The 22,347-nt window shown below is 57.8% G+C and carries 22 protein-coding genes and 1 tRNA gene; 9 read left to right on the top strand and 14 right to left on the bottom strand.

Going from position 1 to position 22,347, the window contains the following annotated elements:
- The first annotated feature begins 104 nt into the window (after positions 1–104).
- Positions 105–1,865 carry a PTS lactose transporter subunit IIBC gene (locus I2D41_RS02140; RefSeq protein ID WP_117564764.1) on the top strand — a complete coding sequence of 587 codons (1,761 nt, stop codon included), beginning with the start codon at positions 105–107 and terminating at the stop codon, positions 1,863–1,865.
- Between the two features lie 173 nt (positions 1,866–2,038).
- Here the strand turns inward: I2D41_RS02140 and I2D41_RS02145 are convergent, their stop codons facing one another.
- Positions 2,039–3,040, bottom strand: coding sequence for a LacI family DNA-binding transcriptional regulator (locus I2D41_RS02145; protein ID WP_195363392.1), 1,002 nt, complete (start codon positions 3,038–3,040; stop codon positions 2,039–2,041).
- A gap of 284 nt (positions 3,041–3,324) precedes the next feature.
- Here I2D41_RS02145 and I2D41_RS02150 point away from each other — a divergent pair, with 284 nt between their 5' ends.
- From I2D41_RS02150 to I2D41_RS02170, 5 genes are all read left to right on the top strand, one after another.
- Positions 3,325–5,103, top strand: a complete 1,779-nt coding sequence (locus I2D41_RS02150) for a PTS lactose transporter subunit IIBC (RefSeq protein ID WP_195363393.1) — start codon at positions 3,325–3,327, stop codon at positions 5,101–5,103.
- A 75-nt stretch (positions 5,104–5,178) separates the two neighbouring features.
- Entirely contained in the window at positions 5,179–6,600 is a 1,422-nt protein-coding gene (lacG, locus tag I2D41_RS02155) for a 6-phospho-beta-galactosidase (RefSeq protein WP_229042055.1), read from the top strand.
- A gap of 457 nt (positions 6,601–7,057) precedes the next feature.
- Positions 7,058–7,324: a type II toxin-antitoxin system Phd/YefM family antitoxin gene (locus I2D41_RS02160; RefSeq protein ID WP_195363394.1), complete on the top strand. Its 267-nt coding sequence runs from the start codon at positions 7,058–7,060 to the stop codon at positions 7,322–7,324.
- Positions 7,314–7,619, top strand: coding sequence for a type II toxin-antitoxin system RelE/ParE family toxin (locus I2D41_RS10190; RefSeq protein ID WP_195363395.1), 306 nt, complete (start codon positions 7,314–7,316; stop codon positions 7,617–7,619). The genes I2D41_RS02160 and I2D41_RS10190 overlap by 11 nt, the downstream gene beginning before the upstream one ends.
- A 168-nt stretch (positions 7,620–7,787) precedes the next feature.
- Positions 7,788–9,044, top strand: a complete 1,257-nt coding sequence (locus I2D41_RS02170; RefSeq protein WP_195363396.1) for an ATP-binding protein — start codon at positions 7,788–7,790, stop codon at positions 9,042–9,044.
- Here the strand turns inward: I2D41_RS02170 and I2D41_RS02175 are convergent, their stop codons facing one another.
- Complete coding sequence (locus tag I2D41_RS02175) at positions 9,045–9,809, bottom strand: DeoR/GlpR family DNA-binding transcription regulator (protein WP_271741628.1); 765 nt, start codon at positions 9,807–9,809, stop codon at positions 9,045–9,047.
- 205 nt (positions 9,810–10,014) lie between these two features.
- Between I2D41_RS02175 and I2D41_RS02180 the strand changes: the two genes are divergently transcribed.
- Positions 10,015–11,067, top strand: a complete 1,053-nt coding sequence (locus tag I2D41_RS02180; protein ID WP_195232833.1) for an aldose epimerase family protein — start codon at positions 10,015–10,017, stop codon at positions 11,065–11,067.
- A 245-nt stretch (positions 11,068–11,312) separates the two neighbouring features.
- Here the strand turns inward: I2D41_RS02180 and I2D41_RS02185 are convergent, their stop codons facing one another.
- Complete coding sequence (locus I2D41_RS02185; RefSeq protein WP_195363397.1) at positions 11,313–11,795, bottom strand: PTS system mannose/fructose/N-acetylgalactosamine-transporter subunit IIB; 483 nt, start codon at positions 11,793–11,795, stop codon at positions 11,313–11,315.
- 157 nt (positions 11,796–11,952) lie between these two features.
- Between I2D41_RS02185 and I2D41_RS02190 the strand changes: the two genes are divergently transcribed.
- A tRNA-Thr gene (locus I2D41_RS02190) sits at positions 11,953–12,028 on the top strand.
- A 206-nt stretch (positions 12,029–12,234) separates the two neighbouring features.
- Here I2D41_RS02190 and I2D41_RS02195 read toward each other — a convergent pair.
- From I2D41_RS02195 to I2D41_RS02205, 3 genes are all read right to left on the bottom strand, one after another.
- Positions 12,235–12,708, bottom strand: a complete 474-nt coding sequence (locus I2D41_RS02195) for a YhcH/YjgK/YiaL family protein (protein ID WP_117654927.1) — start codon at positions 12,706–12,708, stop codon at positions 12,235–12,237.
- 197 nt (positions 12,709–12,905) lie between these two features.
- Positions 12,906–13,841: a hexose kinase gene (locus tag I2D41_RS02200; protein WP_195363398.1), complete on the bottom strand. Its 936-nt coding sequence runs from the start codon at positions 13,839–13,841 to the stop codon at positions 12,906–12,908.
- A 59-nt stretch (positions 13,842–13,900) separates the two neighbouring features.
- Entirely contained in the window at positions 13,901–14,782 is an 882-nt protein-coding gene (locus I2D41_RS02205) for an aldose 1-epimerase family protein (protein WP_195363399.1), read from the bottom strand.
- Between the two features lie 157 nt (positions 14,783–14,939).
- Between I2D41_RS02205 and I2D41_RS02210 the strand changes: the two genes are divergently transcribed.
- Positions 14,940–15,524, top strand: a complete 585-nt coding sequence (locus I2D41_RS02210; RefSeq protein WP_055310431.1) for a flavodoxin domain-containing protein — start codon at positions 14,940–14,942, stop codon at positions 15,522–15,524.
- Positions 15,525–15,599: 75 nt separating this feature from the next.
- Here I2D41_RS02210 and nagA read toward each other — a convergent pair whose 3' ends face one another.
- From nagA to I2D41_RS02250, 8 genes are all read right to left on the bottom strand, one after another.
- Entirely contained in the window at positions 15,600–16,769 is a 1,170-nt protein-coding gene (gene nagA / locus I2D41_RS02215; RefSeq protein ID WP_022094606.1) for an N-acetylglucosamine-6-phosphate deacetylase, read from the bottom strand.
- A gap of 117 nt (positions 16,770–16,886) precedes the next feature.
- Entirely contained in the window at positions 16,887–18,053 is a 1,167-nt protein-coding gene (gene agaS / locus I2D41_RS02220) for an SIS domain-containing protein (protein ID WP_035137674.1), read from the bottom strand.
- Positions 18,054–18,167: 114 nt separating this feature from the next.
- The gene (locus tag I2D41_RS02225; protein WP_022094608.1) at positions 18,168–18,899 is read right to left on the bottom strand and encodes a GntR family transcriptional regulator; all 732 of its coding nucleotides are present in this window, start codon (positions 18,897–18,899) and stop codon (positions 18,168–18,170) included.
- Positions 18,900–19,084: 185 nt separating this feature from the next.
- Complete coding sequence (locus I2D41_RS02230) at positions 19,085–20,167, bottom strand: PTS system mannose/fructose/sorbose family transporter subunit IID (RefSeq protein ID WP_055251210.1); 1,083 nt, start codon at positions 20,165–20,167, stop codon at positions 19,085–19,087.
- The gene (locus I2D41_RS02235; protein ID WP_022094610.1) at positions 20,157–20,957 is read right to left on the bottom strand and encodes a PTS mannose/fructose/sorbose/N-acetylgalactosamine transporter subunit IIC; all 801 of its coding nucleotides are present in this window, start codon (positions 20,955–20,957) and stop codon (positions 20,157–20,159) included. Before I2D41_RS02235 ends, I2D41_RS02230 begins: the two co-directional genes overlap by 11 nt.
- A 90-nt stretch (positions 20,958–21,047) precedes the next feature.
- Positions 21,048–21,530, bottom strand: a complete 483-nt coding sequence (gene agaV / locus I2D41_RS02240) for a PTS N-acetylgalactosamine transporter subunit IIB (protein ID WP_022094611.1) — start codon at positions 21,528–21,530, stop codon at positions 21,048–21,050.
- 36 nt (positions 21,531–21,566) lie between these two features.
- Positions 21,567–21,848, bottom strand: coding sequence for a preprotein translocase subunit YajC (gene yajC, locus I2D41_RS02245; RefSeq protein WP_022094612.1), 282 nt, complete (start codon positions 21,846–21,848; stop codon positions 21,567–21,569).
- Positions 21,848–22,291, bottom strand: a complete 444-nt coding sequence (locus I2D41_RS02250) for a PTS sugar transporter subunit IIA domain-containing protein (protein ID WP_055310428.1) — start codon at positions 22,289–22,291, stop codon at positions 21,848–21,850. The genes yajC and I2D41_RS02250 overlap by 1 nt, the downstream gene beginning before the upstream one ends.
- Positions 22,292–22,347 lie beyond the last annotated feature (56 nt).

Genomic DNA, 22,347 nt, shown 5'->3' on the forward strand with positions numbered 1-22,347 from the left:
CCTGGGACCGACCCCGCCTGCACCCGGGCTTTTAGCAAGCGGGAGACCATATAGGTTTTCAACGTCCATGCCATTAAGATTTCATGCAAAGAGGAGCGTGAACTATGGAATCGATCGTTAAGTTCTTGGAGAAAGGTCAGCCGTACTTCGACAAGGTCTCTAAGAACATCTACCTTCAGGCCATTAAAGACGGCTTTTTGGCAGCAATGCCCATCATCCTGTCTTCTTCTGTCTTCCTGCTTATTTCGACCCTGCCGGGCGTTGTCGCCACGGTCGGCGGCTTTACGCTGCCCGACTGGTGGAACGTCGACGTCGTGAACTTCTGCAACAAGGTTTACAACTTCACGATGGGCGTCGTGGGCATCATGGTCGCCGGCACCACCGCAAGCGCGCTGACCGGCTCCAAGAACCGCCGCATGCCTGCCGGCAAGGCCATCAACGCCACGAGCACCATGGTCGCCGCCATGTGCGCTATGCTCATCTTGGCCGTTACCCAGACGAGTGCCAAGATCGACGGCGCCGATGTCTCGGTGTTCTTTACCGACAACATGGGCACCAAGGGCCTGCTGAGCTCCTTTGTCGCCGCATTTGCCACGGTCAACATCTATGCCTTCTGCATTAAGCGAGACATCACCATCAAGCTGCCCAAAGAAGTCCCCGGCGCCATCGCCCAGAACTTCCGCGACATCTTCGCCTTCAGCTTCTCCATCCTGTTTGTCGCCGTCATCGACGTTATCTGCCGCACCTGCTTGGCCGTCCCGTTTGCCAACGTCATCTCCACGCTGGTGAGCCCGCTGTTCGCCGCTGCCGATTCCTACGCCGGCCTCGCCCTCATCTGGTTCATGATCCCGCTGTTCTGGTTCATGGGCATCCACGGCCCCTCGGTCGTTAAGCCTGCCCTCAACGCCGCGCTGTTTGGCAACATCACCACCAACCTCGCCACGCTGCAGGCCGGCGGTCACCCCGCCCTCGCCCTGACCGAGAACTTCGGTAACTACATCGGCGAACTCGGCGGCACCGGCGCCACGTTCATTGTCCCGATCATCTTCCTGCTCTTTATGCGCTCCAAGCAGCTCAAGGCCGTCGGCAAAGCCTCTGTCGTACCCGTGATGTTCGCCGTCAACGAGCCGCTGCTGTTCGCCGCGCCCATCATCCTCAACCCGTACTTCCTGATCCCGTTCCTGTTTGCCCCCGTGGCCAACGTCCTCATTGGTAAGTTCTTCATCGACTTTTTGGGCATGAACGGCTTTATCTATGCCATGCCGTGGGCACTCCCCGGACCGATCGGCACCTTCATCGACACCAACTTCCAGCCGATCTCTCTGGTCCTGGTTGTCGTCCTGCTGGTCGTTGACTTCTTGATCTACTACCCGTTCTGCAAGGCCTACGACAACGTCCTGTGCAAGCAGGAGGCCGAGACCCTGGCCGAAGAAGAGGCCGAGGAGACCAAGACCGTCAAGACCGCTGACGCCCCCGCCGTTGAGGCTCCTGTTGTCGAGACCGCTTCTGCCACTGAGGCCTCCGCAGCTCCGTCCGCCCTTAAGGGCAAGGATCTGAGGGTTCTGGTTCTGTGCGCTGGCGCCGGCACCTCTGCACTGCTCGCCAACGCGCTTAAGGAAGGCGCCGACGAGCTGGGCATCGACATTACCGCCAACGCCGGTGCCTACGGCAGTCACTACGCCATCATGGACCAGTACAACGTCATCGTCCTGGCTCCGCAGGTTCGCACCTATTACAACGAGATGAAGGCCGACACCGACCGCTTGGGCATCACGCTGCTGTCGCCCAAGGGCAAACAGTACATCGACCTCACTAAGGATCCCAAGGGTGCCGTCGCCTGGATCGAGGAAAACCTCGAGGCATAAGACGCTGACACCACCTGCCGCTCGCAGACAATAAATGGCCCGTGCATCGATGTGTGATGCGCGGGCCATTTTGTTTAGACCGCACCCGTCCTCCTGTTCATCTCAATCTGTAACATCTAGCCGAGTTTTCGGGTCCCACCTGTTACAGACTTAGACGAGCAGGCCGAGCACGTCTACGCCCGCAAATCCCGCACGCTCGCGCGCTCGACCAACACACCCGAGACGAGCGTACGGCTTCTGGAGCTCGGGGCTTCCAGACCTGCGACGACCTCGTTAAGCGCACGGATGCCCAGCTCGCGGTGGCGAAACTTCACCGACGTCAGAATCGAGTTGGGAATCGTCTTGTAGAGCTCATCGTCGAAACCGATCACGGACACGTCGTCGGGCACATTGAGCCCTTTGTCACGTAGAGCCATCATCACGCCGTTTGCCATGCAGTCGTTAGCAGCGAGGACCGCCGTGCAATCGGGTTTATCGGCAAGCACAAGGCCCGCGGCATAGCCACTATCCGCATTCCAATCGCCTTGCAGAGGCTCAGGCGGCTCAATGCCACGCGCCTCGAGCGCCGCTCGCCAACCTTTCATACGGCACTGGCTCGACAGCGCTTCTTTCTTACCAGAGACGAAGTACACGTTCTTGTGCCCGCGATTCAAGAAGTACTCGCACGCCATGCGCGCGCCGCCCTCTTGGTCGTCACTGACGGTGGAGCAGGTAGGATGTTCCATTGATGTGATAATCACCGTCTTGAGGTCTTTCGGCGCCTCAAAAGTATCAAAGTCATCGACCATCTGACGCAGGTTGAAAATCATGCCGTCGACGGGAAGCTGCGACATCCTGCGCGCCGCATCGGCAAGGGTCATCTTCTCCCCCGCCCGCTTTTTGATCATCGTGAGCGCAAAGCCTCGCTCTTCGGCGGCATCGGCGATACCGTCAATCATGTCCACGGCACCGCCCGACAAGTGGAACAGCACAACGCCGATGCACCCGTAACGGCCCAACTTGAGCGAACGAGCGGCAAAGTTGGTTCGAAATCCGAGCGCCTCCATTGCCGAATGGACCTTATTGCGTGTCGACTCTCGCACGCTATCGGGCTCGTTGATCACACGCGAAACCGTCTTGAGAGAAACGCCCGCGGCAATCGCCACGTCGTTCATCGAGACGTTTTTCTTGTCCATCGTTGTCACTGCTTCTCCACTCGATTCTCTATCGCTTGTTTTTTGCGTTCTAGCATACACCACCTGCCTGACTGATAAATCAACCGTTTACCGGACAATATCGACCACTCACCCGTATATCCTTGTTGCTCTTCTAAAAATGTCTTACGTTGTCATTAACGAAATGACAACGTTGTCATTTCGCAATGCCTTCCTTAAGCAGGAAGGTTTCCGGGCAGTCCTGACCATCCATCGACGACCAGTTCCATCCACATGCATCGCGCATCAAGTAGCAAAGGAGCTCTATGGACGCCATCGTAAAGATGCTCGAAAAGCATCAGCCGTTCTTTGAGAAGATCTCGAGGAACATCTACCTCCAGGCTATTAAGGACGGATTCCTTGGGTGCATGCCCATTGTCCTCACCTCTTCGATCTTTCTGCTCATTGCCACCCTTCCCGGCGTAGTCGGCGTCACGCTGCCCCAGCCGCTCATCGACTGGTGCAACAAGCTCTACAACTTCACCATGGGCGTCATGGGCATCATGGTTGCCGGCACCACTGCCAAGAACTTCACGGCTTCCATGAACCGTCGCATGCCCGCCGGCAAAGTGCTCAACGACGGTTCCACCATGGTGGCCGCCCAGTGCAGCATGCTGCTGCTCGCAGTCACGCAGTTCACCACCAAGTTCAACGGCTCCGAGCTTTCAGTCTTCGATTGCACCAGCATGGGCACGCGCGGTCTGTTCTCGGCCTATATCGCCGCGTTCATTACCGTGTGGGTCTATAAGTTCTGCGTCTCGCGCGATCTGACCATTAAGCTGCCTAAGGAGGTCCCGGGCGCCATCGCTCAGAACTTCCGCGACATCATCCCCTTTGGCGGTGCTGTCATCATCTGCGGCATCATCGATGTCGTCGTGCGCAACCTCATGGGCGTTCCGTTCTCCGAGCTGCTTATCAAACTGCTCTCCCCGCTCTTCACCGCTGCAGAAACCTATCCTGGCCTTATCCTTATCCAGGCAGCCACCGCGTTCTTCTGGTTTATCGGCGTCCACGGCCCCTCGATCGTCCAGCCGGGCATCGACCCCATCCGTCTTGCCAACCAGGCCGAGAACCTGCAGGTTCTGCTGGCCGGTGGCCACCCCGCCCACTCCCTCACCTTTAACATGTCGCTCGTGGGTGAGTTCGGCGGCACCGGCGCCACGTTCATCGTGCCGTTTCTGCTGATTCTCTTTATGAAGTCCAAGCAGCTCAAGGCCGTCGGTAAGGCCTCGATTGTTCCTGTTGCCTTCGCCGTCAACGAACCGCTGCTCTTTGGCGCGCCGATGATCCTTAACCCCTACATGCTCATCCCCTTTGTTGCCGCCGGTTGCGTCAACGTGAGTGTTGCCAAGTTCTTTATCGATAACGTGGGCATGAACGGCTTCTCCTTCGTGGTGCCTTGGGCTACCCCTGCCCCCATCGGCATCTTCATCACCACGAACTTCCAGCTTATCGCCCTGGTATTTGTCGCGATTATCATCTTGCTGGACGCCATCATCTACCTGCCGTTCTTGAAGGCATACGATAAGCTGCTCTGCGACCAGGAGGCCGAGCGCGCCGCCGAGCTGGGTCTCGAGTCCGATGGTGCCGCTGCCATCGCCGCCAACGCCCCTGCGCCCGCTGTCGAGCAGACCGCCGCTTCCGTCGAGCCGACCGCCGCTGCCGCCGACAGCAAGCCTGTCGCCGATCAGCCCGAGCCCGCCGCCGACGTATCCGCTAAGAAGGACGTCGATGGCCTGAAGGTCCTCGTCCTGTGCGCCGGCGCCGGCACCTCTGCCATGCTTGCCAACGCCATCAAGGAAGGTGCCGCACAGACCGGAGAGAACATCGCTTCCTCCGCAGGCGCCTATGGCCAGCACACTGCCATCATGGATCAGTACGACGTTATCGTGCTCGCCCCGCAGGTTCGTAGCTACTACAACGACATGAAGGCCGACACCGATCGCCTGGGCATTAAGCTGCTCGCTCCGCGCGGTAAGGAATATATCGACCTTACCCGCGACCCCGCCGGCGCCATCAAGTGGCTCCGCGAGAACCTCGACTAGTTCCTCCCTCTGTTGGTGCCCGGATTCCCGGTTCGGGCACCTCTCCCTATTCGTATCCCACAGAAAGGATGACTCATGACCAACCCCATGCAGTTCCCCGACGGCTTTGTGTTTGGCGGCGCCACCGCCGCTTACCAGGTTGAGGGCGAGACCCGCACGCACGGCAAGGGCAAAGTGCCCTGGGACGATTTCTTGGCTGCTCAGGGTCGCTTCTCCCCCGATCCCGCAAGCGATTTCTACAACAAGTACCCGGTCGATATCGACCTGTGCCAGCGCTTCGGCATCAACGGTATCCGCGTCTCCATCGCTTGGAGCCGCATCTTCCCCAACGGTACTGGCGAGATCAACCCCGAGGGTGTCGCCTTCTATCACGAGCTTTTCGCCACCTGCAATAAAGCCGGCGTTATCCCCTATGTCACGCTCGATCACTTCGATACGCCCGAGGCCTTTTACCAGAACGGCGGCGAGGGCTTCCTGACGCGCACGACGATCGACGCCTTTGTCGAGTACGCCAAGTTCTGCTTTGCCGAATTCACCGAGGTCAAGCACTGGTTTACCTTTAACGAGATCCCCGCGACCGCCGAGGGCAGCTTTATCGTCGGCAACTGGCCGCACGGCGAGAAGTATCGCCTGGATAAGGCCTTCCAGCTCATGCACAACATGATGGTGGCCCATGCCAAGGCCGTCGTCGCCTTCCACGAGGGCGGCTTTGAGGGCGAGATCGGCATTGTCCAGAACCTGGAGCCCAAGTATCCCCTCGACCCCAACAACGCCACCGACTGCGAGGCAGCTCGCATGGCCGATGTCATCAACAACCGCTGGGTACTCGACGCCACCTTCCGCGGCCACTATGCAGCCGACACCATGGAGGCTGCGACCAAGCTGGCCCATATCGCCGGCGGCGAGCTCGACGTCCGCGACGAGGACATCGCCGCGCTGACCGCCGCGCTCCCCTACAACGATTGCCTGGGCGTCAACACCTACAAGTGCCAGTTCCTGCGTGCCGCCGAGGGCGAAAACGACATCAACCACAATGGCACCGGCGACAAGGGCTCCTCGCGCTGGTTCCTCAAGGGCGTGGGCGAGTCATGCGTGCGCGAAGGCGTTCCCACCACCGATTGGGACTGGATCATCTATCCCGAGGGCCTCTACGACCTGCTGCTCCGCATTAAGAACGATTACCCCAACTACAAGAAGATCTACATCACCGAGAACGGCATGGGCTATAAGGACGACTTCGAGGACGGCTTTATCGATGACGCCCCTCGCATCGACTACATGCGTCAGCATCTCGCATGGATCCTCAAGGCAATCGACGGCGGCGTGAACGTCGACGGTTACTTCGTGTGGTCGCTGCAGGACCAGTTCTCCTGGACCAACGGCTATAACAAGCGCTATGGCCTGTTCTACATCGACTTTGAGACCCAGAAGCGCTATCCCAAGGCGAGCGCGTACTGGTACAAGAACGTCTCGGAGACCGGCCTGCTTATGGCCTAACTTTTGCCGCATACCCCCTGTCGGCCGCATGCGAATCCCCCACGGGCTCGCATGCGGCCTTTTTGTTTTTCGCCGAGCCCGAGCGGGCCGTTTGTCTCGATCTGTAACATCTAGCAGGGATTTTCGGCCCTAGTTGTTACAGATTGAGACGAACGCGCAGGCCGGTCCGAATAATCTAAATCTGTAACACCTAGCCCATTTTTGACCATCTACCTGTTACAGATCGAGATAAACGAGCAGGTCAATCTTCTCAATCTAAATCTGTAACACTAAGCCGAGTTTTCAGTCCTAACTGTTACAGATCGAGACAACCAGAATAGGCCGGACCAGAAAATCTCAACCTGTAACACTAAGCCTGGTTTTGGCCGCCCACCTGTTACAGATCGAGACAATTCAGCAGCATCAGTCACGCAAACACACCGTGGTATAATTATGCCCCATCGCAAAGGAGGTTCTTATGCCCGCTTGTGTGCCCGTCCGAGATATGAAGGACACTGCTGCATTTACCGCGCTTGTTGAGTCTGAGCGCGACGTCACTGTCACCAAAAACGGCTACGAGGCCATGCACTGCATTAGCAGCGACCAGTATCGCCTCATGCAAGACGAAATCGCCAAGGCCAAGTTGTTATCTCGCATGATGTTGGCAGAAGATGAGATATCGCAAGGCGACTACAGCGACTACGACTCCTTCGCGACCTCGATCCGAGACAAATATGACTTATAACGTCGTAATACTCAAAAGCGCGCGATATGAGTACGAGAGTATCGTCGGATACCTTGCCCAAATCCTCAAGAATCCGCGCGCAGCGGGCAATTTCGTCGCTGAGTTTGAATATCAGCTTGATCTGCTTCGCGAGCAGCCGCTCCTACGGCCCCTCTCACACATACGAGAGTTGGCGACACGCAATTATCGATCGTTTCCCGTCAACAACTACGTGTGTCTTTACAAGTTTGAGCGCGAAACGATCTACATCGCCCACGTTTACCACCAGTCACAGGACTACGCCCGCCTGGTCTAGCTTGTAATCTGATTGCTTTCCCCAACGCATTTGCGTGTCAAATCGCGTCACTTTGACACGCAAAATGACACGCAAATTTTTACGTGTCATATTATTGACGCGCAAAATGACGTGTAAAATTTTACGTGTCATTTTTCACGTCAAATTGAAGCGAAACGGAGCAACACGATGCAAGAATCCAAAGATCTTGAATTCAAGGAATGCGTCACCAATTCGTTCCTTAAAACTGTCTCCGCTTATGCAAATAGTACGGGCGGGCGTGTCCTGTTTGGAGTTAACGACGACGGAGAAGCCGTTGGCCTCGATGATCCCAAGCAGACCTGCCTGGATATCGAAAACAAGATTAACGATTCGATCATCCCCCAGCCTGATTACTCCCTAAAAATCAACGAGCCCGATGCAACCGTGGGGCTTACGGTCTTTCCCGGCAGATCGAAGCCTTACCTATACCGCTCGAAGGCATACAAGCGCAATGACACCGCGACCATACCAGTTGATACCCTAGGCCTTTCGCGTCTTGTGCTCGAGGGTCAAAATCTCTCCTTTGAGCAGCTCCCGGCAAACAAACAAGATTTATCTTTTACCGTTTTAGAGAATCGCCTAACAGCAAAACTTTCGCTTCAGTCATTCACAACCGATACCCTCAAAACCCTTGGCCTGCTCGATGAAACCGGAACCTACAACAACGCGGCAGAACTGCTCGCGGACGAGAATGGCTTCCCGGGTATCGACATCGCAGTGTTTGGTGAAACTATCAACCTCATTAAGCAGCGCAAGACTCTTGCGCATGCATCGGTTTTAACGGAGATTGACGGCGCTCTTGAACTATTTGAAACTCAGTACTGTTACGAAGAGATCAAGGGAATGGAGCGGATCCGCAAGGAGCTCATTCCGCTCGAAGCATTCCGCGAGGCCATTACCAATGCAGTCGTTCACAGGACTTGGGATGTACCCGCGCACATTCGCATCTCGATGTTCGACGACCGCGTGGAAGTCGCCTCGCCCGGCGGTTTGCCGGCAAGCATGACTGTCGATGAATACCTGTCCGACATGCTGTCCGTAAGACGCAATCGTATTCTTGCCGAAGTCTTTTTGCGCCTAGGCCTTATCGAAGCATTCGGAACGGGCATTATGCGAATTCGAGACACCTATAAAGACAGCATCAAAAAGCCTCGTTTTCAAGTATCGGATAACGCTATTGTGGTCACGCTTCCCCTACTCATGGATAACCCCGGGCTCGAAGGCGACGAACTTACCGTATTCGGACTGCTGAGTGGAGTACACCCTCAATCGACAAGCGAGCTTGCGGCTAAAGTCACCTTTAGTCGTTCGAAGCTACTCCGCATCCTCAAAAAACTCGTTGAGACAGGCCTGGCGACAGTTGAAGGCACCGGCAGGGGGCAGAAATATCGCCTGCTTCGCTAGTTAGCAGATGACCCGCGTGTGTTCCTCGATGGCGGCACGATCCTCGGCGGCGATGCCCGGCTCGCACACCACGGCGTCCAAATTGTCCAGGCGGCAGAAGGTGTAGAAGTCGCGCTTGCCGATCTTGCTGGAGTCGGCGATCAGATAGCGCGAGTCGGCCTTGCTAAAGGCGAGCTGCTGGATGCGGCCCTCTTCCATATTGGATGTAGACACGTCGCCGTCCAGAATGCCGTTGGCACCGATAAACGCCGCGTCGATGCCCAGCGCACGCAGGGTATCCTCGGCCGTTGGTCCCACAAAAGCGGCGGTGCGGCGACGGTACATGCCGCCCACCAGGCACAGGTCGCAGTCTTCGCGCGCCTCGAGCAGGTTAAACACCGAAAGCGAATTGGTCACAATGCGCAGGCGAAACGCCGGCAGCATCGAGGCCATCTGCTCAACCGTGGTGCCCGTGCCCAAAAAGATGGTCGAGCCTTCCTCGATAAGCTCCACAGAACGGCACGCAATCCGCAACTTTTCCTCGGCATGCTTCGTGCGCTTTTCGCTGTGCGAATACTCATGGCGCAGCATAGCGTGTGGACGGCTCTGCGCACTGCGGGCTCCGCCGTGCACGCGCTCGATCTCGCCCAGGCTCGCAAGCTCCTCAAGGTCACGGCGGATCGTCATATCCGAGACACCTAACGCATCCGAAATCTCCTTGACCGAGACCGTTCCCTGTTCCTCGAGCAGCTGCCGAACCTTATCCTGTCGCTCCGCTTTAATCACGATGAGTCCTCGCTGTTCCACGCTCACGTCAATTCAAACAATAACGAACAAATTGTATCAGACTCGCGCGCGTCAGAAATGAACGCCCGCACAGCTCCAATCATCACTTTTTTGAGAAAAATACCCCCTGCTTTAGTGGGGTGTAGTGATAATCTCGCCTGTTCGCGCTACAGTTTGTCCGAAATACCTCGATGTTAGGAACCAAATGATCACTTCCGAGCTTTTCGGCACCGCGCCGTGCGGTACCCCCGTTCATCGCTACACCCTCAACGGGCCTGAGATCTGCGTTCGCATTATGGACTATGGCGCCACCGTGCTGGGTATCGATGTGCCCGACATTCCCGGCAACGTGCGCGATGTGGTGCTGGGCTTCGATAAGCTCGAGGATTACTTTGACAACCCCGCCTGCTTTGGCGCGACCATCGGCCCCGTGGCAAACCGCACCGCGGGCGCCACGATCACCATCGACGGTACGGACTGGCATATGCCCGCCAACGAGGGCGCCAACAACCTGCACAGCAATCTTGAGCACGGTCTGCATAAACGCGTGTGGGACGTTGAGCTCGACGAGACTCACAACGCCGTGCGCATGACCACCTCGCTTGAGGATGGCGAACTGGGCCTTCCCGGCAAACGCACCTTTACGGCCGTGTTTACCGTTACACGCACCGGCGTCTTTCGCATCGAGTATGGCTGCGAGAGCGACCGCGCCACCTACGTGTCCATGACCAACCACACATACTTTAACCTTGCCGGCCATAACGCCGGCATGGACTGCGAGCACTTCTTTGTTGCCAACGCTGCCCACTACCTGCCCATCAACGAGCAGAATATCCCCACCGGCGAGATCGCTCCGGTCGAGGGAACACCGTTTGACTTTCGCGAGCTGCGCCCCGTCGCTCCCGGCATGGAGGCCGACGACCCGCAGATTAAGCAGGCCCGTGGCTACGATCACTGTCTGTGCATCGATGGCTATCAGTACGGCCGCAATCTCCGCCGCGCGATGCACGTCGAGGAGATGTGGACCGGCCGCGAGCTGGACTACTACACCACTGCCCCGGGCGTGCAGCTCTACACCGGCAACTGGCTGGGCGACGAGCACGCCAAGGACGATGCTAACTATGGCTGGGGCGCCGGCTTTGCTCTCGAGGCCGAGATGTACCCCGACACGCCGCACCAGCCGTTGTTCCCGCAGGGCATTGTGGGCCCGGGTCACCCCTACAGCAATGTGATCGAGTACCACTTTATGAGGCACTAAGCCCACAATGCAACATATTGCACAGCAACGCCCGCCGGCACCACCGCCGACGGGCGTTTTGCTATCTAGTCATTGGGGACGTTCTTAAATGACTAGTCGTTGGGGACAGTCTTTAACGTTTGGCAAGAAAGACTGTCCCAATCTGCCGGCACTTGGGGACGCTCCTAAAAGGCCGGCACATAAGGAACGTCCCCAAGTGCCAAGGGTGTCCCGCTTGACTAGTCATTTAAGAACGTCCCCAATGACTACCCAATGACTAGTTGGATGGGGTCGGGATTGGAGCTGGGGAGGTAACGGATTTCTAGTTCTATGCCGAGCTTTTGCAGCTCTTTGAGGGCGACGATGTCCGCATCGTCTATAGCGACTGCGGGCGTTACAGAGCGTTTGCCCTCCCCTGCCTGCATATGGCCAATGCTGATCTTGGTAATCGGCACACCACCCTTAACTAGCGCGAGCGCATCGACGGGTGAGGCTACCATGATCAGAATCCATTGACGCGGCGTTGCGGTATGAATGATGTCGATAGTCCTTTGCACCGAGAAAAACCTTGTCCAGACGCCTTCTGGCGCCGCCGCCCTCATGGGTGCCCATTGGCGCGAATCCGCCGCGATCTCATCGTTGACGATTAGGACAAGGTTGGAACCAGTCGCCTCGTTCCACAGCTCAACGTCTTGCCCGTAAATGAAACGGTCATCGATACGCGTGAGAAGAATCTTGGGTTGAGCCATGGCTGCCCCATTCTGTTTGAGACCCATACGAGCGGGACATCACGTCTCCAATATTAGTGCATTTAAAGTGAGAAAAGCCGTCAGAACCCTTGCGCGGATGTGCGATGTCCCGTATCATAAACAGCCGTTGACGCCTCAGTTGCGTCACCACATGGCCGCCAGCGTAGCTCAGTTGGTAGAGCACCGCTCTCGTAAAGCGGGGGTCACCGGTTCGAGCCCGGTCGCTGGCTCCATTGCACAAGATAGCCGCCTTCGGGCGGCTTTTTTCTTGCCGATTTATCGCACAATGCCAATCCAAGCACAACGCCGCCGGCAACTCCCCTACTCAACAAAAAAGCCCCGCCAACCGCAATCCCCAAGGGAACCGCGATTAACGGGGCTCAAGCGCGCTCCTCAATGGAATCACGTCATCAGACGAGCAGCTCAGCCGAGCAGTGCGCTACTCCTCCCAGTAAGCGTCTGCAAGCAGCTTAAAGCAGATCTTCTTGACCGGCTGCGCGCCATCGCCCGGGAACTCGAGCGTGGGCATGTGAGGCTCGCCGGCAACGAACAGCGCGAACTTGTCGTCGGCAAGATCGCCGGCGATCGAGGCGTCTGAATCGACCAGGTCGTAGTCGTCCTTCTCGTCAAACTCCTGGACCAGCGTCAGGCTGCCCGTGGCGACCTTAAAGGCCTCGCGACCCTCGACGTCGATCTGCAGGTCGTGATAGCGCTGATGCGTCTCATAGTGGGCCTCGGCCTCCGGACGCGTCGTGGGGGCCATGACGTTCGCAAAGACCTTGTCGCCCAGAATCGGATGGCTGCCGACCTCGAGCTGCGCCGGGTCGTTCTCCTCGAGCCAGTCGATCAGCACGTCGAGGCCCTTGAGCATTCCGCGGTACTCCTCGATATCGCCCAATGCACCGTAAATCATCTAAATCCCCTCTCGGATCGCTTCTTTGGCGGCTACTCGGCAAACGCGTTACCGACGCTGTTGCCACCCACATACGTCTCGACCAGGGTAAGGTCGGGATTGAACACGACAACGTCGGCGTCGCGCCCCGACATAATGCTATCGCACTTGTCGTCGACATGAGCTAGCAATCGATGCCGGGGCCGACGCCCAAGCCCTTACAGCTCGGTCACGACAACGCCGTTGTAGACCTCGTCCCAACGGTCCATGACCAGATGGCCAGTCATGGGATCCATGGCATTGAGCTTGCCGCAGGTGTTGGCGGTACGCAGCACCGTCTCGTCGTCTGCGCCAGCAGCAATGGCATGCGCGAAGCCAGCGATAGTGGAGTCACCAGAGCCCGTGGCGTTAACGGCAGGGATATCGGGCGTCTTTGCGCGGAACGCACGGCCATTGTGGAAGCCAACGGAGCCGGCAGCGCCCATGGACACGACGACCCAGGGGATATCGGAGAAGCGAGCGTCAGAGGCGAGCGCGGAACGGAGCTCGTCCACATCGTCGGTGGTAAAGCTCGTGCCCAGAAGGCCGTTGATCTCGGTCAGGTTAGGCTTAACCAGCTCAGGCTTGACCTCGGACTTGAGCGCTGCCTCGAGCGAGGCACCCGAGGTATCGAGCAGCACCTTGGCGCCGGCGTTCTCGGCAATGCCCGTGATCTTGGCGTAGTAGTCCGCCTCGACGCCGCGGGGCAGCGAACCCGAGATGGTAACGACATCGGCCTTGCTCGCAAGCTCGGCGAACTTGGCGGTAAAGGCATCGAGCTCCTCGGGGGCAATCGTCGGGCCGCTCTCGAGCAGCTCGGTCTGGTTGCCGGCGTGGAGGATGTTGAGGCAAATGCGAGTCTCGCCCTTGATGGGCACAAAGTCGTTGTTAATACCGTTGGCGTCCATGAGCTCAGCCATGTAGGCGCCCATGTGGCCGCCGAGCAGACCGGTTGCCACAACGTCGTCGCCCAGCTGACCCAGCACACGGGCCACGTTGAGGCCCTTGCCGCCAGCGGTCTTTTCGGGCGTCACACGGTTAACGTCGTCGATAATGAGCTCATCGAGCTGATAGCGCGTATCGACAGACGGGTTCATCGTAACGGTGAGGATCATTTTTAGCTCCTTATCTCGCAGGCTCCTTGTGCCTCGCGATACGAGTCGACAAAACGGAATTACAGAATCTCAATCGTGAACGAGCGAACGACGGTCTCCTTGGGCTTGGCGACAAGGCAGCCGCGCTTATGCTCAAGCACGTCGTCCTCATCGGAGCAGGTCGAAAGGCCGCCCCAGGGCTCAACCGCCACAAAATCGCCCTCGGGCTTACTCCACACAATGAGATACGGGAAGCCCTCAAAGCTCAGGCGAACACCCTTGTCCTCGCCCTTCTTGGAAAGCGTGACCTGACGGCTCTCGAGCACGTCAAAGATGGTCTCCGCAAAATCGAAGAGCTCGTGCGACAGGGGCAAAGTCTTTCCCACCATGGGGTTCTTGGAGCGCCTGTCCACGTCAATCAAGCCAGTCGAAGGGACAGCGGTGCAAAGCTCAGCAGCTTCGTCCTTCTCAAAGCGCAGCTCGTAGTCCGTATAGGCCTCGCCCTCATCGAGCGGGCACCTAAAGCCGGGGTGTCCACCGATAAAGAACGGCATGTCCTCGGTTCCCTCGTTGGTCACCTCATAGGAGACGCGCACGGCATCCCCCTCAAGCGTATAGCGAGCGACAAGCTTAAACGGGTACGGATAAGCGCTCAGCAGCGCGGCGTTATCCTCCGAAGCCAGGCACATCGCCAGCTCGTTCTCGCTCTGGCTAAGCAGCTTCCACTCTTGCTTGCGCGCAAACCCGTGGCGAGCGAGCTTTACATGATGTCCGGCAAACGTCATGGCGCTGTTGTCGCGCAAGCCTCCGCAAATCGGGAAGCAAATCGGCGCCTGGCCGGACCACACGGCGGGATCGCCCTGCCACACATACTCACGACCGTCAGCCTCAATCGAGGTAAACGAGCCGCCAGCCGTGGAAACCTTAATAGAAATCGAATCGTTTGAAAGAGCGTATTCCATTGCCCATCCTTTCGAACAACTGCTTTTTTGCTCGCAAGAACCCGCCTCGGCCCTAACCAAAGGACAAACCCGCACGTTCATCGATGCGTCCGGTATCCCAGCCATACAACGGGGTACCATACAGACATTGATGCAATTACAGCTGAAAGGCCTTCTTATGCGAACCATCATCCTCTATGCCTCACGCCACCACGGCAATACGAAAAAGCTCGTGGACGCCATCGTCGAGGCGCACCCCGAAATCGATACCCTCGACGTCAAGGCGCTCGGTAAAAACGAGTATCCCGACCTGCACGAATATCATCTGATCGGCGTCGCCACGGGCATCTATTACTCCGAGATCGATAAGGACATGGCACGCGTGCTCACTAACGTGCTGCAGCCGCAGGACAAGGTGTTTGGCCTTATGACCTACGGTGGCAAAAACAAGTGGTACGGCAAGGATATCGATGGCATCTGCCGCATGAGGCAGGCCATCTTTATGGGTGTCTACGGCTGCCCCGGCTTTGATACGTGGGGGCCGTTCAAACTCGCCGGCGGTGTCCAAAAGGGACACCCGACCGCTGAGGAAATTAAGGGCGCCGTCGACTTCTTCGACAAGATCGAAGATGAGTACGGCGATATCATCGTCGAAGAGTACGCCAAACGTGAGAAGCGTCTAGCATACGAGAAGGAGCATCCTGCAGGAGGCCTGGTGGCCGGCGTTAAGCGCACGGCAAAGAAGATCGCTAACAAGCTGTAACTGTGAAGGTGCTTTTGAGCGTTTAACCCATACGGCGGGTCCGAGCAGATTCGGGCCCGCCGTCTTTTTCTATCGTTACTCGGTAAAGGCGTTGCCGACGCTCTGGCCGCCAACATACGTCTCGACGAGGGTAAGCTCATGGTCGAACACGACAAAGTCGGCGTCGCGACCCGGCATGATGCTGCCGCACTTATCCTCGATGTGCGCGGAGCGTGCCGGCACCTCGGTTGCCATACGAATGGCGATATCGGCGCTGGCGATGCCCCAGTCAACGATGTTCTTGACGCCCTGGGCAAGCGTGAGCACCGAGCCGGCAATGCTCTTGCCGTCGGCGAGCCAGCACAGGTTGTCCTTCATGATGACGTCCATGCCACCACTGGTGTAGCTGCCCTCGGGCATGCCGCCGCAGCCCAGGCAGTCAGTGATGAGCACCGTGTGTTGCCAGCCCTTTGCCTGCAGCAGCGCCTTGATGGCGGCAGGGTTAACGTGCTTGCCGTCACAGATGATCTCGGCGTAGGTCTCGGGCGTGGACATGGCAGCGCCCACGACACCGGGCTCACGGTGATGCAGCCCGCGCTGACCGTTATAGGTATGCGTAAAGCAGCTGGCACCGGCGTTGATGGCGGCGATGCACTCATCGTAGGTGGCGTCGGAGTGACCGATGCTGGTCACCACACCCTTGGCGTTCAGAGCAGCCGCATAAGCAGCGGCACCGTCGCGCTCGGCCGCCATGGCGCTCTTAACGATGCGACCACCCGCAGCCTCCTGCCACTGATCGAAGACCTCCTCGGAGGGATCGATGAGGTAAGCGGGGTTCTGCGCGCCCACGTGCTTCATGGTAAAGAAGGGGCCCTCCAGGTAGATGCCCTGAATGCGAGCACCGCAGAAGTCGGGGCCGCGACCCTCGTCCGCCTGAGCGATGGCGGCGCAGGCGTCCTTGATCTGCTCGACGCCATCGGTGAACGTCGTGGGCAGCCAGCTGGTGGTGCCGCGACGGGCGAGCTCGGTCGAGCTGATATCGATGCCCTCGGGATCGTTATCGGTTGTTGAGTGGTTGTAGAAGCCATGGATGTGAGTATCGACCATACCCGGTGCGATCCACGATCCCGTGTAGTCCTTAATCTCGCAAGAGGGCTCGTCGGCCTGCCAGGCGCCAAAGACGCCATCCTCGACCATAAGATAGCCGCCCAGTTGCGGGCCTGCCGGCAAGAAGAACTTGTCAGCCTTAATTGCGTACGTGCTCATATGCACTCCTTGCTTCTAAAGCAGTTGACTGTAGTGATGCTTATACCCAGCTCACGTAAAACAAAAAGCGCCCGCCCGCCGTTATGAGCGGACGGGCGCCTTTACAGGGGGACGCGATTAAGCGGTGAAGGGGTGAATCGTCACGCCCTTAACCACGCGGTTGACCGTGCCGGTGGGGCTCGGCGTATCGGGCGTGTTGCCCACGCGCACGGAGTTGAGCAGGCTGATAGCCTGGGCAAACATCACGAACGGCAGAGCAAGGTAGCCCTCGGGAAGTGCCTCGTAGCCCTTAAAGGTGAAGGACTCACCCTCATAGACGGTGGCACCTTCCTGCTGAACGGCGATGGTGTGCTGAGCGATCTCGTCGCCACCGATCTCGTTGAGGATGTCGATGTCGTACTGACGGGTGTAGGCGTCGTTATTGACGAACACGAAGACGAGCGTCTTATCGTCGACGAAGGACTTAGGTCCGTGACGATAGCCCATGGAGGTGTCGTAGGAAGTAGCGACCAGACCGTGAGCGAGCTCAAGGATCTTGAGCTGGCTCTCCTGGGCAAGGCCACCGAAGGAGCCAGAACCCAAGTAGGTCACGCGGTTGAAGTCGCCAGCCAGGTAATCGGCGATCTCGGGCTCACGGGAGATGACCTCCTCGCCCATCTTGGCAATCGTCTCGACCCACTCGGCCTTCTGCTCATCAGAGGCAGTGTCGAAAATAAGGGTAGAGAGCAGGGTCATGCAGGAATAAGAACCGGTCATGGCGAAGCCCTTGTCGTTGGCGCGCGGAATGAGCAGCGTCAGCGCGTTGGGATCATCGGCAGACTCGACGGCGAGCTTGCCCTCGGGAGCGCAGGTGATGTTGAGGAACTTGACGTTGTGGACGAGCTCCTTGGCAACGGCAACGGCGGCAAGGCTCTCGGGGCTGTTGCCAGAGCGGGCGAAGGAAACCACGAGCGTGGGATCCTCGGCGCGCAGGAAGTCGCGCGGGGCGCTCACGATGTCGGTCGTGGCGATGGGCTTAAAGTCGTAGAGATCAGTGTTGCCAGCGTGACGCAGGTACGGGGCGCAGGTATCGCCAACGTAGTCGGACGTACCGGCACCGGTGAAGACAACGGACAGACGACCCTCGCCCATAGCGCGAGCCTCGGCCAGGAAAGCCTCGATGGCCTCCTTGTTCTCGCGATAGATGTTGAGCGTATCACGCCAAAGCTCGGGCTGCTGAGCAATCTCGGCCGTGGTGATCTGGGCGCCGAGCTCGGTGAGCTCCTCGACACTCTTCTCGAACATTTCTAATACCTCTCTCTAGAAGTAATCCTCTGACGTGCAATTATACACTTCGGTTGGTTATCTGGTAGTAACCAGTTAAATGCAAAGAATCACCATATGGAAACGATGCGAGCACTAGTTACTGCGCTGGTGGTAAACCTTGTATTTAAACTGATCGGCACGAGCAACCGAGAGTGTGTACTCCACAACCTCGTTTGACTCGTTATACGTAGTCCTGACCAAATCGAGCACAGGCGAGCCCTCGACAATTCCCAAAAGGTGGGCATCGGTGGGACGGGCTATGCTCGCATAGAACTCCTCTTCGGCCACGCGAATCTTTTGCTGAAAGTCCTGCTCAATCACATCGTAAAGCGGCTTACGCTCCAGCAGCGGTCGCTTTAGGGACAGAAATTGACGAACCGGTAGATAGCTGCGTTCGACCATCATGGGCATGTTGTCGGCAGAGCGAAGGCGCTTGAGCTTAAAAATGCGATCACCGATGCGCAATCCCATATGCTCGGCCAGATTCTTATCGGCCTCCATCTCGCAAAACTCGAGAATCGTGGTCTCGGGTTCTCGACCCATCGCGCGCATCTGCTCGGTAAAGCTGTAGGACTGCATGAGATTGGTTGCTTTTGCCGAACGGTCGGTCACAAAGGTACCGCGACCGTGCTGCCGAACCACCAGTCCTAAACGCTCCAGTTCCTGCAGAGCCAGGCGTACCGTAGTGCGCGAGAGACCATAGCGCTCCGAAAGTTCGCGCTCGGAAGGAATCATGTCACCGGCGCGATATTCATGGTCAATCTTTTCGGTCAGAATATCGACCAGCTGATCGTACAGCGGTTGCTTACGCGCTCCGATCGCCATCCTATCCTCCCTTTTGCTCGAATTCGGCTAACTACCTAGGGTGTTATGCATTATCTGTCTGCCACACCCGAATCATTAAGAAAACAAAAGCCGCGCGCTCTTTCGAGCACGCGGCTTTTAACATACACATGGCTTAAGGGGTCGGGGTGTGAGCCGCGTAGGGACACACCCCTCAAGCTAGAGCCTTACCAGATGCTCGGCCAGAGACCAAGCGGGCCAGCGCCCAGGATGCCAAGGACGAAGAGCAGGAGAATGCCCTTGGTCGGGGTCCAGCTGTGCTTAGCGAACATGTAGTAAAGCAGCAGCGTAAGCATAAGCGGGACGAGCTTCGGGACGATGGTGTTGAGGGTGTCGGCAACAGAGAAGTTGACCGGATCCTCGGTAACGGTGCCATAGGTCACGGACTCCATGCCGTTGCCCAGATCGGTGACGCCGCACTCGACAGCGTTGCCGTCGGCATCGGAAGCGGTAAGGGCGTTGCCGTCCTTATCGGTCATGGCGATGGTACCGGCCTCAGCGGTCTCGGTATCGATGCCCTCCATACCGGTGAAGTTCTCGGCCTCCTTCTCGGAGACGATCACGGTAGTGGCGGAGAGACCACGGGTGGTGCCGTTGGGGATCTGGAGGTTGATCTGGGTGCCACCCATGGTGACGACCAGGCAACCGACGACGAAGACGCCCATGATGGAAGCGGCACGCGTGAAGGCCTGCATGTTGGCGGTCAGAGCGTCAATAGCGCTGGTGCCAAGCTTGTAGGACCAGTTCATGAGCCAGAAGCGCAGAGCGAACTGGACGACGTTGAAGATCACCAGGAAGATGATCGGTGCAGCGGCGTTGCCGTTGATGGCCATGTTGGAGGTGATGCCGGCCGTGATAGGCACGAGCGTCAGCCAGAACAGGGCGTCACCGATACCACCGAGCGGGCCCATTGCGGCGACGCGGACGGCGCGGATCGTGGGGATGTCAACCTTGTTCTGCTCGAGCGAAAGCACGATGCCCATAACAAAGGTGACAAGGAACGGGTGGGTGTTGAAGAACTCCAGGTTGTGGCTCATGGAAGCCGCGAGGTCGTTCTTGTTGGTGTGGATCTTCTCCAGACCGGGGATGATGGAGTAAAGCCAGCCAGCGGCCTGCATGCGCTCGTAGTTGAACGATGCCTGCAGGAAGCAGGAGCGCCAAGCCATCTTGTTGAGGGTCTTCTGGTCGAGCTGCGGAGCAGGAGTGAGATCCTCGTAGTGCTCCGGGATCACATACTCATTAGATGCCATCTTCGAAGTCACCTCCGTCAGAAACAGCTGCACCCTTCAGCTCGGTCTGCTGCTGGAAGTCCCAGAAAGCGATGCCGAAGCCGATGAGAGCGAGGATGAGCAGAGCAGGGGTTGCCAGCGAATCGTTGGCAACGGTGATGAGCGCGAGGCCAAAGCCCATGAGGAAGAAGCCCCACATATCGCGGTTCATCATAACCTTGAGCAGGACGGCGAAGCCGACGAAGCGCATCATGCCGCCTGCAGCGGACAGACCGGTCTGCAGCCAAGTCGGGATGGCAGAAGCGATGGTCTGACCGATGGTAGCGCCAGCGATGAAGAACAGGGTGACGACGACAGCGAAGATCAGGCCAAGCAGAGCCATGGCGAAGTAGTTCAGGCGCTCGATGCCCTTGGTGTCCGCGTTGTGAGCCATGTTATCGGCCGTGGACATAAGCGGGGACATAAGCGTGAAGACCAGGGTAACGCCAAGCTGGCCAAGCAGAGCGAACGGAATGGCGAGGCCGACTGCCGCGTTGGGCTCGAGGCCCGTGGCGATAGCGAGAATGGCTGCCATGATGCCGCCGATGACGGCGTTAGGCGGCTGAGCGCCTCCGATCGGCATGTTGCCGATCGTCATGAGCTGATAGGTACCACCCACGAGAAGACCGGTGTTGAGGTCGCCAAGGATAAGACCGATGACGGCGCCGGTGACGATGGGCTGATAGAGAGACTCGAGGAAGTCAAACTGGTCGATTGCCGCGATGAACGTGACGACGAAGACCAGAGCGATCTGGATGATCGAGTATTCCATCTTGCTCCTCCTTTCAAAATGAATGTACGCACTTTGGATATCACGTACAGAACGTCAGGGTTTCACTCCTGACAACGTGGATCACGAGGATTACGAGAAGAGCTTGCTCGTGTCCTCAACAGGCGTGCTCGGAACGCGCCTGATCTCCAACTCCACCCCCAATTCCTGCAGCTCTTTAAACGCAGCGACATCCTCGTCGTTAACTGCGACGGAGGTGGCGACTTGGCGCTTTCCTTCCGACATGTGCATGTTGCCGATGTTTACCTTCTTTATAGGCACACCGCCCTTGACGAGCGTAAGCACGTCTTCCGGTGTTTCGGCCACGATGAAGATCTTCTGGCGCGGGCTCGCCTTGCCAATGACGTCGATGGTCTTCTGCAGGGAGAAGAAACGCGTAGCGACGCCGGCGGGAGCGGCCATCTTCATGAGGTTCTGGCGCATGGTGTTGGACGCCACGTCGTCGTTGGCGACGAGGATGAGGTTGGAGCCCAGAGTGGAGTTCCACTGGGTGGCAACCTGACCATGAACCAGTCGGTTATCGATGCGGGTAAGAAGAATGTTGGGTTCTGCCATGTTGATCAGCTTCCTTTCGATATTTGCTGACGACAGTTACTTGATCTCCTGAATCGCGTAACGCGAAACATCTACGACGGCTCCGGATCGGACTTTGATCTGGACCTTCTCGCCTTCGATGCCTTTGACGGTTCCGTAGATACCGCCGGCGAAAAGAACCTCCTGACCCGGCTTGAGCTCGGTGTGCAGCTCCTTGAAGTACTTCTGCTTCTTCTTCATGTTGATTTGCGACCAGATGGTGTAAATCAAGCCCATGATGACAAGCAGGCCTAAAAGGGCGACCGAGGAGCTCAGGACGTTGGCTCCGAAATCGGCCATTAGATGCCGTCCTCGTCGCCGAAGATATCCTCTTCCTCGGAGCCGGCAACGGATGCGACCGTCTGGGCGGTGATGCCCGTCTGGCCAACGGTCACGGCCTGCTCGCCAAGCTCGGCGAGCGTGGCATTGCCGCGGAGGAACAGGAGCTCAATAACCATGGGAAGGTTGGTGCCAGTCAGAACCTCGACGTTGTCGACATCCTGGGCAATCATCATCGACTGGTTGAACGGGGTACCACCGAGCAAGTCGGTAAAGACGAGCACGCCATCGCACTCCTCGCGCATGGCGGTAATAGCGGCGCGGAGATCCTCACCGTAGGATGCGGCCTGATCGCCCTCAAAAGGAACGACGGTAAAAGCAGGCTGGTCGCCGGCAACCATAGCGATAGCGCTTGCAAGGCCGGGTGCGAACTGTCCATGACCGGTAAGAATAAAGCCAACCATTCAAATTTCCCTTCCGAAGGTGTGTACGATCTGAGTCCGATGATTTTCGGAAGCCA

Origin of the sequence: Collinsella aerofaciens (genome assembly GCF_015552075.1) — a bacterium.
GTDB lineage: Bacteria > Actinomycetota > Coriobacteriia > Coriobacteriales > Coriobacteriaceae > Collinsella > Collinsella aerofaciens_Y.